We start from the raw sequence: 13,792 nt of genomic DNA, 5'->3' as shown, positions 1-13,792 counted from the left end.
CACCCGCGGGGCCCGCGCTCACGGGCCGAGGAGGTAGGCGGCATCCCCGGTCGTCACGAGCGCCCGACCGTCACCCAGCGCGTGCACGCTCTCGACCTCGTCGCCGTCACGCGCCACGAGGTCGAGCCGCAGCCGTCCGCTCGCCGCGTCGATCGTGCGCACCCGCACGCCTGAGCGCGGGTCCAGCGACCGCTCCCGCGGCGCCGGCGTCACCACCGCGACGGTGCCCGCCGCGAGGTCGCCGCGCAGGTCCTCGAGCGGGGAGGCGAGCGGCGCGCTCCACGTGTTCTCCCCCGTCGCGGTGTCGTAGGCGAGCAGCTGGCCCTGATCGTTCGTGACGACCATGCGGGAGCCGTCGATGCCCACCCGGCTCGTGAACGCGCTCGCCTGCTCCACCCCGGCCCCGCCGGGGCGGGACCACGCCGTGCCCGCCTCCGAGGCGACGATCTCGCCGATCGCGCCGGAGCCCGCCTCGGTCCCGCTCGCGAGGACCCGGCCGTCCTCCATCCGCACCGTCCACTCCCCCGCCGGCGACGGGTCCGTGGTCCAGAGCTCCTCGCCGTCCCGGGTCGCGGTCGCGGTGAGCGCGCCGTCCTCCCCCGCGCACACGGTGAGCACGACGGGCTCCGTGTCGCCGGGGGCCGGATCGGTCGCGGCGACACGACACAGGGCCTCGGGCCCGGCGAGCACCCGGCCCATCGGGAAGCCGGTCGTCGGGTCCAGCTGCACCCACCCCTGGGCCGGGTCGAAGCGCAGCGGGACTGCGGGCACCACACCGGTGTCCGTGATCGCGTCGAGCAGGCCCGCCGGCGCCGCGCCGACCGCGATCGCCGGGGCGGCGGGGCCGCCCGAGCCCGGGTCCGGCCCGCGCGGCGTCGTCGAGGCGTCCCCGTCGAGGACCTGCCAGAGCGGCTCCGGCGCGGCACCCGCCGACGGTGCGTCCGCCAGGTCGTACCCGGTGAGCAGGCACGCCCCCGCCTCGCACACGCGCGCCACGGCCACGTCCCCGGCCAGGGCGAGCACCGGCCCCGGGAGCGTCGCGAGGGCGACGGGCTCCCCGCCTCCGCCGGCGTCGAGCACGGTGGTGCCCGCCTCGCCCGTCCGCAGCAGACGGGTCCCGTCCGTCGAGAGGGCGAGCGCCTCGTCGGCCCCGGACCCCACCGCCTGGACACGGGTGCCGCTCAGCAGCTGCCCTCCCCCGGCGGCGCGGCGCACGAGCACGGGAGCGCCCGCCGTGCCGAGGTCGACGACCGTGTCGCCGTCGCCGAGCGGGGCGACCCGGGCGAGGGCGGCCGAGTCCAGCGACGGGGCGCGGGCGGCGATGAGCGCCGGCGCCGTCAGCGCCGTCGCGACCGCGAGCGCCAGCATCGCCGCGGCGGCCAGGAGCAGTGCACCCCGGACCCGCAGCAGCGCCACCAGGCCGGCCCCGGCCGCGAGCCCCACGAGGACGCCCGCGGCGATGCGCAGCACACCCAGCAGCAGATGATCGCCGAGCAGGGCGCACACCCCGGCGAGCGCCCCGAGCACGACCGCCGCGCCCGTCCAGGCGACCGGGTCCGGCCGCGACGAGCTGTCCTCCGGGGATGCCCAGGAGCGTTCGGGGTCCGGGACGTCGGCCTCGGTCACCGCGGGGTGCCGTAGTAGGCGCCGGTGGTCTCCTCCCGCAGGGCGTCCAGCTCGCCGGCGGTGATCGCCGCGCGGATCCGGTCCACGAGCCGCACCACGAAGCGCTCGTTGTGGATCGTGCAGAGGGTCGAGGAGAGCATCTCCTTGGCCCGGAACAGGTGGTGCACGTACGCCGCCGTGTAGTGCGTGCAGGTGTAGCAGTCGCAGGTCTCGTCGATCGGCGCGAACTGCCGGCGGTAGCGGGAACCGGTGAGGTTCACGCGGCCCGTGCGCGTGTACACCGCACTGTTGCGCGCCACGCGGGACGGGGAGACGCAGTCGAAGGTGTCCGCCCCCGCCGCGACCGCGGTGAAGAGGTCGTCGACCTCGCTGATGCCGAGCAGGTGCCGGGGCTTCGCCTCCGGGAGCTCGTCGGTCACCCAGCCCACGATCGTGCCCAGGTTCTCCTTCTCGAGCGCCCCGCCGATCCCGAAGCCGTCGAAGCCCCAGCCCTCGACGTCCATCGCGCCGAGGTCGCGCGCCGCCTTCCGGCGCAGGTCCTCGTACTGGGCACCCTGGATGACGCCCCACAGCTGCTGGTAGGGCCGATGGGTGCGGTCCGCGCTCAGCCGGGCGTGCTCGGCGAGGCAGCGGATCGCCCAGAGCCGAGTGCGCTCGAGGGCGCTCTCCTGGTAGCCGCGGGAGTTCATGAGCGTGGTCAGCTCGTCGAAGGCGAACATGACGTCCGCCCCGAGGCCGTGCTGGATCTGCATGGAGATCTCCGGCGTGAACCGGTGGACGTCGCCGTTGATGAAGGAGCGGAAGGTGACGCCGTCGTCGTCGACGTGCGCGAGACGCTCCTTGCCCTCCGCCACGGCATCGTCCTCACCGGAGGCCGTGCGGGCCTTCTCCCCGCCGGAGAACTCGCTCGAGAGCACCTTCTTGAAGCCGGCGCCGAGGCTCATCACCTGGAAGCCGCCCGAGTCGGTGTACGTGGGACCGGGCCAGTTCATGAAGGCGCCGAGCCCGCCCGCCTCGTCCACGAGATCATGCCCCGGCTGGAGGTACAGGTGATAGGCGTTGGCGAGCAGCGCCTGCGCGCCCAGCTCCGTCATCGACTCCGGCAGCACGGCCTTCACCGTCGCCTTCGTGCCGACGGGGATGAACGCCGGCGTCGCGATCTCCCCGTGCGGCGTGGAGATGACCCCCGCGCGGGCCTTCTCGCCGTCCTGCGCCGTGATGGCGAAGCCGGTGCTCGCGCGCCCGGGATGCGCCGAGGGCGGAGGGACGGCGGAGGCGGCGCCCGTCGGGGCCGCGGGGGCGGTGGCGTCTGCAGGGGTCACCGGGACATGGTCCCACGACACGGGCTCGTGGGATCATGCCCGGGGAGCGTGCGGTGGGGGCCGGCGGCGCGTTCCCCTCACCGCGGCCACCCCCGGGACGACGTCGCCCCTCACCGCAGTGCCGGTGCTCGCCGCCTGCTGGCTCCTCGCCGCGGGGGCGCTCGCGGCGGGCGCCGCCGCGGACCGGCTCAGCGGGCGTCCGCGCCCGTCGGCCCCGTCTGACCCGTCGAATCCGACGTCCCCACCGCCGCCGCACGGGCGGCCCGCGCCCGGCGCGACAGCAGCAGACCCAGGCCGCCCAGGAGCAGATCCGCGAGGGTGAGCACCACGCGAGAGAGCAGCACGACCGCCAGCACCCCGCCCGTGGACAGGCTCGCACCGAGCATGATCGCGAGGATCGACTCGCGCACCCCGGCGCCCGCGGGCACCACGACGACGAGGAAGCCCACGACCCACGCGAAGCCGTAGCCGCCGATGCACAGGAGCACCGAGCGGGCGTCCGCCTCCATGCCCACGCCGACCGCGAGCACCCACACCTGCAGACCCGCGACGATCCAGGCGAGCAGCTGCCAGCCCACGGCCGCGCCGATGCCGCGCCAGCGCAGGGGCCGCTCGAGCGGCTCCCCCTTGGTCACGCGCAGCGCGAGCGCGACGATCCGGCCCAGCACGGGCGGCAGCAGCACGATGACGAACAGCGGCAGCAGCACCAGCACCCAGCCGAAGCGGTCCGCGAGGGCGGGCGGGGAGAAAGGCATCGAGATCGCGGCGAGCATGAGACCCGTGACCATCGAGATCAGCAGCGTCACGAGCATTGCGGAGACGCTGCGGCGGCGAGGGATCCTGTGGTCCGCACCCATCTCCGCCGCGGCGACGATGTTCCACACGCCGCCGGGCACGTACTTGCCCAGCTGCGAGACGAGGAAGACGGGCGCCGCGGAGCTCATGGGCAGCGGCGTGCCGTGGTCGGCGAGCACCGCCCGCCAGGACAGCATCGTCAGGACCACGTAGACGAGTCCCAGGGCGAGCGCCGCGACGAGCAGCAGCGGGTCCATCGAGACGAGCGCCGCGGAGACCTCGTCCCACTGCGAGACGACCGCCCAGACGGCGAGCGCGAGCGCGACGACGAGGAACCCGGCCTTCACGGCGCGGGAGCGCAGCACCTCGAGCACGCGGCTCATCGGGCGGCCTCCGCCGCGAGCCGGTCCCGGAGCGGGGCGACGACGGCCGCGGGATGGAAGGCGTCCCGGGCCGCGGCGGCGGCGCGGTGCGCGGCCGCGAGGGCCGCGGGATCCCCCGCGAGGCGGCGCAGGGCCGCGGCGAGCGCGCCCTCGTCCCCCGCGGGGACGAGCACGGCGGCGTCGCCGAGCACCCGGCGCTGGGGCGCGGTGTCCGAGGTGACCACGGCGCACCCGGCGGCGATGCCCTGGTAGACCTTGTTGGGGACCACGTCCTGCCCCTTCGCGGAGGTGCCGACGATGCCGAGGCACACGTCGTGGCCGGCGACCACGGCCGGGAGCTCCGCCGCGGGCACCCAGGAGGTCCAGGTCACCGAGTCGACGCCGGCGAGGATCTCCTCGCACTCCTCGAGGTCCTGGCCGCCGCCGATCAGCGTCGCGCGCACCGGCGCCCCCTCCTCGTGGAGCAGGCGCAGGGCGCGGGCGATCGTGGGCGTGCCCTGGAGCGGCGTGAACAGGCCGTAGAAGACGACGGAGAGCTCCTCGCCGCCGCGGGCCTGCGGAGCCTCCGCCGCGGCGAACCAGTCCTCGGGGGCGCCGACGGGCACCACGACGCCGCGGTCCGCGACGGCGGGGGCGAGCCGGGCGCCGTGCTCGGGGGTGTCCACGACGACGAGGTCGGCGGCGGAGGTCGCGAGGCGGTCCAGGACCCGCAGCACGGCGAGCTTGAGGCCGCCGCTCTCGCCGCGGTCCTGGGCGGTGCCCGCCGCGAAGATGAGGTGGTCCAGCACGATCGTGGTGCGCGGGAACAGGACCCGCGCGAGCAGCACGTCGAAGTGGCCCAGGTAGCCCACGACGATCGCGTCGGGCGCCCGGCGGCCGCGCAGGCGCAGGCTGCCGGCCGCGAGGCCCGCCCAGCGGGAGCCCAGTCGCAGCGCGAGCTTCCCGAGCAGCCAGGGCTTGCGCAGCAGCTCGACCCGCTCCGCGGTGCTCAGCCCGAGCGGGCGGTTCAGCTCCGTGACCTCCCAGCCGCTCGCGGCCAGACCGTCCAGTAGCACCCCGACGCGGGGGTGCTGGTCACGGTCGTAGGTGCCGAACCCGAGCAGGCGGCTCATGCGTCGCGGCGGGGAGCCGTGGACTCTCGGCCCACGGCCGTCGCCCACTGGTCCACGACCGCGTCGTCGGTGACGGGTCCGGTGTGCTGCGCCGGGTCGAGCACGCGCTCCCCGTCCACCCATCCGGTGGCGACGGGCCCGGTGGAGGTGGGCACGGTCTCGCCGGAGCCGACGAGCGGGTTGTTCGGCGTCCCGTACTGCACGAGCTTGATCCGTTCGAGGGCCTCCTCGACGAGCACGCGGTTCGTGCGCTGGAGATCCGCGATGATCATGAGCACGAGCGTCATGAACGCGCAGGTGAGCAGCATCAGGCCGAAGATCAGCGACTGGATGTGGCCGTCACCCTCGCCCATGATCGCGTAGACCAGGAAGCGCACGAACGGGATGAGGCCGATGACCCCGGTGACCGCAGCGATCCAGCCGAGCACGTGGTGCGGCTTGAACATGAGGTAGGCCCGCACGATGGCGGAGCCGGACTTCGCCATGTGCTGGAAGATGTTGTTGAACAGCCGCGACTCACGGGTCTTGGGGTTCGTGTCGATCGCGACCGAGGCGATCCGCAGCCGCTTGTTGCCGGCCTGGATGATCGTCTCCATGCAGTAGGAGAACTGCGTGATGACGTTGAGGCGGAGCAGGGACGCCTTGGAGTAGGCGCGGAAGCCGGAGGCGGCGTCCGGCAGCTCGGTCTCCGCGGCGATGTTCACGACCTGCGAGCCGACCTGCTGCATGACCTTCTTGAACGGCGAGAAGTGCGCGATCTTCTTGGTCTGGCGGTCCGCGATGGCGATGTCCGCCTCGCCGGAGACGACGGGCGCGACGAGATCCGCGATGCGCTCCTGCTTGTACTGGTTGTCGCCGTCGGTGTTCACGACGATGTCCGCGCCGTGGGCGAGGGCGTAGTCCACACCGTCGCGGAAGGAGCGCGCCAGCCCCATGTTGCGGGCGTGGACGACGAAGTGCTTCACACCGTGCGCCTTCGCGACCTCGATCGTCCGGTCCGTGGAGCCGTCGTCGATGATGAGCACCTCGACGGAGTCGACGCCGGGCAGCTCCTTGGGGATCGTGTCGAGGACGAGCGGGAGCGTCTGCTCCTCGTTCAGGCACGGGATCTGGACGAAGACCTTCATGGGGACATCACCTTGTCGTGGACGTGACCGGGTCCCGCGGACGCTTCCGCCGACGGCCCCCGGCACTGCGCGGAACCGGGTCAGTGTATCCAGGTCACCCCAGGGGGTCGCCGTAGCGGTCGTCACCCGCATGTCGTGACCCCGGCCACCACCGAGTGGGGTCGCCGGGCTCGCTACGCTGAGCCGGTCCCGCCCCGTACCGCCCAAGGAGCCACCCCGTGCGCCGTTTCCTGTCCGCCGACGCCGCCGTGACCGCGGGAATCCTGGTCATGGTGCTCGCCGCGACCACCGCCCGCAGCTTCCTCACCCCGCTGTTCTCCTCGGGGGACGAGATGGCGCACTTCGACTACGCGGTGCAGGTGTGGCACGGGGACCTGCCGGTCTTCGAAGAGGGCCTGCAGGTGCAGCTGCCCTGGGGCACGCGCCCGCCCGTGCAGTGGACCTCGCAGCACCCGCCTCTGTTCTACCTGCTGCTCGCCCCCGTGGTGGGGCCCCTCTACGACGCCGGGCACCCGTACATCGCGGGCATGGCGGGGCGCGTGCTCAACACGGTGCTCGCCGCGGCCCTCTGCGCGGCGGTCATGTGGGCCGTGCGGCCGCTCTCGGGCGGGCGGCGCTGGATCCCGTGGATCGCCGGACTCGCCGCGGGCGCCTCCCCCTGGGTGATGGGCGTGGGCAGCGCGATCTACAACGACGACATCGCCGCCCTCGAGCTCACGGTGGTGCTGGGGGCGGCTCTGCGGCTGATCACCGTGCCGCGCGATCCCGCCGCGCCGGGTCGCGGCAGGATCTGGTGGGTGCTCGGGATCGCCGCGGTGTGCGCCTCCCTCACCCGGCTGGCTCTGATGCCGCTGGTCCTCGTGGTCTTCGCCGCGCTCGTGCTGCGCGGACTGGCGGCGCCCGGGCCGCTGTCGCGGCTGCGCTGGCTGCTGCGACCCACGGTGATCGGTCTCGCGATGATCGGGGCGTCGGGCTGGTTCTACCTGCGCAACCTGCGCCTGACCGGGTCGGTCTCGGGCGGGCACCCCGACTGGGCGATGGCGCACACCGACCGCACCGATCCGCCGTCGGTGCCCGAGGTGGTCACGGACCCGACGTACTGGGCGAAGCTGCTGGGTGTCTTCTCCCCGGGGAACACCCCGGGCGGGATCACGCTCTGGGGCCTGCTGGTCGCACCGGTCGTGTTCGGCGCGGTGCTCGCCCTGGTCGCCGCGCGGCGGGACCGTCGCACCGCCGTCGTCGGGGGCGAGGCGGCGCAGACCGTCCCGCGGCCGTTCGTCCTGCCGGGGGTCCTGATGCTCGCCGTGGTCACCGCGGTGCTGCTGCTCATGCAGTTCGTGTACGTCTCGAAGGAGGCGGGAAACCTCTTCCCGCGCTATTCGCTGCCGGTCCTGGCGGCGACCTGCCTGCTGCTCGCCTGGGGACTCGGGGGGCTGCGCCGAGCTGTGCCGGTGCTGCTGACGGCGTGGTCCGTCCTGGCCTGGTGGCAGGTCGTCGGCTATCTGCTGGACCGTCCGCGCATCTCGGCCCCGGACCAGGCGGCGCTGCGGCCCGACCTCGCCCTGCCGCTGCTCGTGGTGGCCGTGCTCGCGGCGACGGCGACCACGGTGCTGGTCGTCGTCGCCTCGCAGCGTGAGCGGGGCAGAGCGCACCGCGCCTGACGCGCTCACCCGCTCAGCCGGCGGAGGGCTCCTCCAGCGCCCCAGCGGCCCGCATCTCGTCCTGCAGCGGCCCGGGCATGATCCACACCCGGTAGCCATCGGTGATCTCACCGCGGGCGGCGACCGCCCCGAGCGAGGCGGCCTCGGGCCAGTCCTCGCAGGACAGGACCACGTCGGCGTCGTAGTCGGCGGGGTCGAAGACCGTGTCCATGGTGGTCGGCGTGATCCAGTAGGCCACGTAGTTCTGGACGACCGCGTTGTTGACCCCCGCCGGCTTGCAGGTGCGGTCGTAGTCGACCTCCTGCGGGCCGTAGGTGCTCTCGATCTGCTGCACCTCGACGGCGATCGCCGGCACCCCGCCCTCGCGCTCCTGGAAGCTGTCGGTCGCGGGGTCCGCGGCGACGGTGCCCACCCCGGCCGCCGCGAGGAGCGCACCGGCCAGGGCGATCGCGGGCACCCGGCGCCCCTTCCCCAGGGTCGTCGCGAGCAGCACGAGCATGGCGACCACAGTGGTCACGGACGCGACGGCCCAGAACCGGTTGGCGTTGGTCAGGGTGGGGACGAGTCCCCAGGTCCAGGTGGCCGCGTCCGCGTGAGGCAGCAGGGAGGCCCAGGGCATGACCCCGCCGATGTGCGCCGGCGTGATGTAGCCCCAGGTGGGGGCGTCGGGAGCGACCCACAGCACGGTGGGGACGATGACCGCGAGCGCGGCGAGGCCGGCGACGACGAGGACGGAGGTGCGCAGTCCTCGCACCAGCGCGACGAGCCCCGCCGCGACGATCAGGGCGGTGACGGGCTCCATGTAGCGTCCGTAGATCCAGGCGTCCAGGCGTCGCCAGTCGGCGAGGTACAGGGACTCCTCGTTCGCCCAGGAGGCGATCGAGACCAGGAAGATCCCGAGGAACATGGCCCCCACCAGGCTCGCCGGGCCGACGGCGCGGTGCCGCCGCAGCTCGGTCCAGATGATCCACAGCACGACGACCACCCCGACGAGGAACACCCCGAGCGTGGCCACGGTCTGGTTCCAGCTCTGTCCGAGGACGACCCGCAGGATGATGGACGGGCGCGCGGTGGAGAGGTTCTCGGTGAGGTTCAGCCCCTGCTTGAAGCTGCCCTGCAGGAGGTCGACGTTCAGCTGCATGGCGTAGCGATAGCTGAGCCATCCCAGCGGGGCGGCGACCGCGAGGCCCACCAGCGAGGCCTTCCAGCTGCGCAGCGCGAACAGGGCCAGCCAGATGAGGCAGGCGATGAGCAGCACGGTGGCGCGGGAGTGCATGAACCCGGTCAGCACGGCAAGCAGTGAGAACACCGCCGCCCGCGGCATCGTCGGCCTCTCCCACAGCCGGATGGCGGCGAGCACGAGCAGGGCGATGACGAGGAAGAGGGGCTTCTCGCTCATCGTGTAGTCCGACTGGACGGCGCGTGAGGGAATGCTCATGACGATCGCGCCGACCACCACCGCCTGCGCGGGGGTCAGGCCGAAGCGCCGCACGATGAGGGCGAGCGGCCAGATCGTGAGGATCGCCACGCCCACCCCGACCCAGATCACCGCGGCATAGAACACGGCCGGGCTGGAGGTGACCCACCACAGCGGCGCGATCATCAGCGACCACGCCGGGAAGTAGCCGGCTCCCTCGACGGGGGTGATCTGCCCGCCGCCCTGCGCGAAGTACCTCGCGTACTCGAGCAGGGTCACCTCGTCGAAGGGGAACGACGGGGTCACCGCGCCGAGCGCGATGTAGCAGTTCAGCGCCGCGCAGACGAGGACGGCGATCCCGGCGAGGACCGTCCACGGGAGGCGCGCGGCACGGGCGTCGTCGGCACGGTCCCCGTCCCTCCACGGAGTCCAGGAGGGCGGTGCGTCGAGGGCGGTCATCGGGGACTCCCGGGGGCGGAGACGGAGCGAGCCCGGTCGGGTCGCGGGACCGTGTCATCGTACGGGCGCCGCCTGCGACTACCATTCTGGACATGCGAATCACGACGGTGGGATGTGGATACCTGGGCGCGGTCTACGCCGCCTCGATGGCCTCGATCGGGCACGAGGTGCTCGGCCTGGACGTGGACCAGAGGAAGATCGACGGCCTGAACGAGGGCATCGCCCCCTTCCACGAGCCGGGCTTCGAGAAGGTCCTCGCCGAGGCGCTCGCCTCCGGCCGCCTGCGCTTCTCCACCGACTACTCCGACGCCGCGGACTACACCGCGCACGTCATCTGCGTGGGCACCCCCCAGCAGATCGACGGCGCCGGCGCGGACCTCACCTACGTCCACGCCGCGGTCGACTCCCTCCTCCCCCACCTCTCGGACACGGCCGTCGTCCTCGGCCGCTCCACCGTGCCCGTCGGCACCGCGGCCTCCCTGCGCGAGCGCCTCCGCGCCGGCGGCTCGGACGCCCCGCTCGCCTGGAACCCCGAGTTCCTCCGCGAGGGCTTCGCCGTCAAGGACACCCTCCACCCCGACCGCATCGTCTACGGCCTGCCCGAGGACCCCGCCGAGGCCGCCCGCGCCCGTGAGGTCCTCGACGAGATGTACGCGCCGATGCTCGAGGTCGAGACCCCGCTGGTGATCGGCAACTACGCGACCGCCGAGCTCGTGAAGGTCTCCGCGAACTCCTTCCTCGCCACGAAGATCTCGTTCATCAACGCCGTCGCCGAGGTCTGCGAGGCCACCGGCGCCGACGTCTCCGTCATCGCCGAGGCGATCGGCCTGGACGACCGGATCGGCCCGAAGTTCCTCCGCGCCGGCATCGGCTTCGGCGGCGGCTGCCTGCCCAAGGACATCCGCGCCTTCATGGCCCGCGCCGGCGAGCTCGGCGTCACCGAGGCCCTCGGGTTCCTCCGCGAGGTCGACCACGTCAACAACCGCCGCCGCGACCACGTCGTGAACATGGCCCGCAAGGCCCTCGGCGGCAGCTTCACCGGCAAGCGGGTCGCCGTGCTCGGCGCCGCCTTCAAGCCCGACTCCGACGACACCCGCCAGTCCCCCGCGCTGTACATCGCCTCGAAGATCTCCGGCCGCGGGGCCGACGTCGTCGTCACCGACCCCGCCGCGAACGAGCGCGTCCACGCCGAGCGACCGAACCTCGCGATCGCCGAGGACGCCTTCGCCGCCGCGAAGGACGCCGACCTCGTCCTCCTGCTCACCGAGTGGACGCAGTTCAAGGAGCTCGACCCCGTCGCCCTCAAGGAGGTCGTCGGCACGGCGCACATGATCGACGGCCGCAACGTCCTGGACCCGCAGCAGTGGCGCGACGCCGGCTGGACCTACCAGTCCCTGGGCCGCCCCTGAGCGGCGGGCACCGCCCCGCCTGAGCTCGGACCCGCGCCAGAGAGCCGACGATCCGCTCGCCCGACGACGACAGGGCGCCCGCACCGCGCGGGCGCCCCGATCGGTCTGCCCCGCCGCGTGACGCGCTCGAGGACTGGACGCAGGGTGAGCAGGAGCCCGAGCCCCGCACGGCGCCCCGCTCGGGGCTCGGGGACTGGCTGAGCCCGCCCCTCGCGCCGCGCGCCACCGCGCTCGAGGACTGGCTGCAGGGCCCGATCGAGGCGCACGTCGAGCAGGAGGCCCAGGACGCCTGGTCGACGGGCGAGTCGGTCTCCGGGCGGGAGGAGACGCCGGACCGAGCAGCCGCTCCGGGGGACGACCCGGCCCCGGCGCCGGCGGGTCTCCCCGAGCGGCCCCGCGCCCGGCCCGCGTTCCGCGCCGAGCTGCACGGCCTGCGCGCCGTCGCCCTCGGGCTCGTCGCGGTCTACCACATCTGGCTCGGCCGCGTCTCCGGCGGCGTCGACGTCTTCCTGTTCCTCTCCGCCTTCTTCCTCACCGGCACCTTCGTGCGCCGCCTGGAGAGCGGCCGCCCGCTCGGCGTGCCCCGCTACTGGCTGCACACCTTCAAGCGGCTGCTGCCGCCCGCGGCGGTGACGATCCTGCTCGTGCTGCTGGGGACGGGCCTGCTGCTGCCGGCCTCCGCCTGGCCCTCGATCATGCAGCAGGCGGTGGCCTCCGCCGCCTACGTCGAGAACCTCGTGCTCGTGCAGCTGCAGGTCGACTACCAGGCGCGGGACGCCGGGGCCGCCTCGCCGCTGCAGCACTTCTGGTCCCTCAGCGTGCAGGGACAGGCGTTCGTGCTGTGGCCCCTGCTCTTCGCCCTCGCGCTCCCGCTCGCACGCCGCGGCCGCGGCGTGCGACGCCCCCTGACAGTCCTCATGCTCGTGATCGGAGCGGCCTCCCTCGCCTGGTCCGTGCACTCCACGGCGATCCAGCAGCCGGTCGCCTACTTCGACACCCTGGCCCGGCTGTGGGAGTTCGCGGCCGGCTCCCTGCTCGCCCTCGCCCTGCCCGCGATCGACCGCCTCACCGGGGCGGCCCGGCCGGAGGACGGGACCGCCCCGCGGCTGCGGTCGCTGCGGGCGCTCTCCGGATGGGCGGGCATCGCGGGGCTGCTCGCCGTCGGCATCGTCCTGGACGTGTCCTCGCAGTTCCCCGGCTGGATCGCCGTGGTGCCGCTGATCGCGGCGGGCGCGGTCGTGGTCGCCGGACACTCGGGCACGCGGTGGGGCGCGGACCGCCTGCTCTCGACCAGGCCGGCGGCGTTCGTCGGCGACATCTCCTACGCGCTCTACCTCGTCCACTGGCCGATGCTCGTGCTGTGGCTGCACGTGAGCGGCCACCAGCGGGCCGGGCTGCTGGACGGGCTCGTCCTGCTCACCGCCGCGGTGCTCCTCGCCTGGGGCCTCACCAAGCTCGTGGATGCGCCGATCCGCCGCTCCGCCTGGCTCGAGGCCCGGCCCTGGCGCGCGCTCGCCGCCGTGGGGCTCAGCGTGGCGCTCGTGGCCGGGACGACCGGCACCTGGTGGGGCCTGCTCCAGCACGAGGCGTCCGCGGAGCCCGCGGCGACCGCCGCCCCCGCCGAGCCCACCGACGCGGTGCTCACCGAGGCGCCCGCCCAGATCCTGCCGCAGGGCTGGGAGCTCGGCTCGCAGTGGCCGAACCTGCCCGAGTCCTGCGCCGGGGACCTCGCCCCCTCGACGACCTTCCGGCACGTGCCCTGCCAGCAGCTGCTGCCCGACGGCACCGCTCACGCCGGGCTGCTCGTCGTCGTCGGCAGCTCCCACGCCCGCCAGTACATCCCCGCGATCCTGCCCTGGGCCCAGGAGCACGACCTGCAGGTCGTGAACCTCCACATGGACAGCTGCGACTTCGTGCCCGGCACCGAGGAGAGCCGGTACTGCTCCGGCTACGACGACTACGTGCTCTCCTACCTCGACGCCGTGCAGCCCGACGTGGTGCTCACGACCTCCACGCGGACCGTGCCGGACTCCGCCGAGGAGACCACGCCGGAGGGCATGGCGACCGCGGTGCAGGAGCTCACCTCGCGCGGCATCGACGTCATCAGCGCTCGCGACACCCCGCGCTGGACCGAGGACGAGTACGCGTGCGCGGAGGCGGTGATCGGGGCCGACGGCACCCCGGTGGAGGCCGACGCCGCCTGCGGCGCGGACGCCTCCGCGAAGCTCGCCCCGGAGAACCCGGCCGCGGGCCTCACCCCCGCCGAGGGCGGCGGCAGCCTCACGCTCCTGGACCTCAGCGCACAGATCTGCCCCGAGGGCCGCTGCTCCCCCGTGCTCGGCGACACCTACGTGTACATGGACGACGACCACCTCACCAAGCGCTTCACGCAGCTGGCCCTCGCCCCCGCGGCGACCGCGGTCCTCGACGGGCCCACCGGCCCGCTCAGCGTCCGGGAGCGCGCGGAAGGAGGCTCCTGAG

General features: G+C 73.9%; 9 protein-coding genes. 3 read left to right on the top strand and 6 right to left on the bottom strand.

The annotated features are described in order from the left end of the window. Positions 1–18: 18 nt before the first annotated feature. The 5 genes from C1N80_RS05480 to C1N80_RS05460 form a co-directional block, all read right to left on the bottom strand. The gene (locus C1N80_RS05480) at positions 19–1,626 is read right to left on the bottom strand and encodes a PQQ-binding-like beta-propeller repeat protein (protein WP_137769858.1); all 1,608 of its coding nucleotides are present in this window, start codon (positions 1,624–1,626) and stop codon (positions 19–21) included. Then, positions 1,623–2,948: a tRNA guanosine(34) transglycosylase Tgt gene (gene tgt, locus C1N80_RS05475; protein WP_370297228.1), complete on the bottom strand. Its 1,326-nt coding sequence runs from the start codon at positions 2,946–2,948 to the stop codon at positions 1,623–1,625. The genes C1N80_RS05480 and tgt overlap by 4 nt, the downstream gene beginning before the upstream one ends. Positions 2,949–3,136: 188 nt before the next feature. Continuing rightward, positions 3,137–4,126, bottom strand: a complete 990-nt coding sequence (locus C1N80_RS05470) for a lysylphosphatidylglycerol synthase domain-containing protein (RefSeq protein WP_137769857.1) — start codon at positions 4,124–4,126, stop codon at positions 3,137–3,139. Next, positions 4,123–5,238 carry a glycosyltransferase gene (locus tag C1N80_RS05465; protein ID WP_137769856.1) on the bottom strand — a complete coding sequence of 372 codons (1,116 nt, stop codon included), beginning with the start codon at positions 5,236–5,238 and terminating at the stop codon, positions 4,123–4,125. Before C1N80_RS05465 ends, C1N80_RS05470 begins: the two co-directional genes overlap by 4 nt. Then, positions 5,235–6,365, bottom strand: coding sequence for a glycosyltransferase family 2 protein (locus C1N80_RS05460; protein ID WP_137769855.1), 1,131 nt, complete (start codon positions 6,363–6,365; stop codon positions 5,235–5,237). The genes C1N80_RS05465 and C1N80_RS05460 overlap by 4 nt, the downstream gene beginning before the upstream one ends. A 218-nt stretch (positions 6,366–6,583) precedes the next feature. Between C1N80_RS05460 and C1N80_RS05455 the strand changes: the two genes are divergently transcribed. Beyond that, positions 6,584–8,026 carry a hypothetical protein gene (locus C1N80_RS05455; protein WP_137769854.1) on the top strand — a complete coding sequence of 481 codons (1,443 nt, stop codon included), beginning with the start codon at positions 6,584–6,586 and terminating at the stop codon, positions 8,024–8,026. 13 nt (positions 8,027–8,039) lie between these two features. On the opposite strand, the gene C1N80_RS05450 is transcribed toward C1N80_RS05455, so the two are convergent. Continuing rightward, positions 8,040–9,902: a hypothetical protein gene (locus C1N80_RS05450; protein ID WP_137769853.1), complete on the bottom strand. Its 1,863-nt coding sequence runs from the start codon at positions 9,900–9,902 to the stop codon at positions 8,040–8,042. A gap of 92 nt (positions 9,903–9,994) precedes the next feature. Between C1N80_RS05450 and C1N80_RS05445 the strand changes: the two genes are divergently transcribed. Continuing rightward, on the top strand, positions 9,995–11,311 hold the full coding sequence (locus tag C1N80_RS05445) for a UDP-glucose/GDP-mannose dehydrogenase family protein (protein ID WP_137769852.1): 1,317 nt from the start codon (positions 9,995–9,997) through the stop codon (positions 11,309–11,311). A 197-nt stretch (positions 11,312–11,508) separates the two neighbouring features. Beyond that, complete coding sequence (locus C1N80_RS05440; protein ID WP_205750708.1) at positions 11,509–13,791, top strand: acyltransferase family protein; 2,283 nt, start codon at positions 11,509–11,511, stop codon at positions 13,789–13,791. Position 13,792 lies beyond the last annotated feature (1 nt).

This window comes from Brachybacterium sp. SGAir0954, from assembly GCF_005490785.1.
GTDB classification, from domain to species: domain Bacteria; phylum Actinomycetota; class Actinomycetes; order Actinomycetales; family Dermabacteraceae; genus Brachybacterium; species Brachybacterium rhamnosum.
Note: the sequence above shows the minus strand (reverse complement) of the source record. Positions and strands in the feature narration are given on the sequence as shown.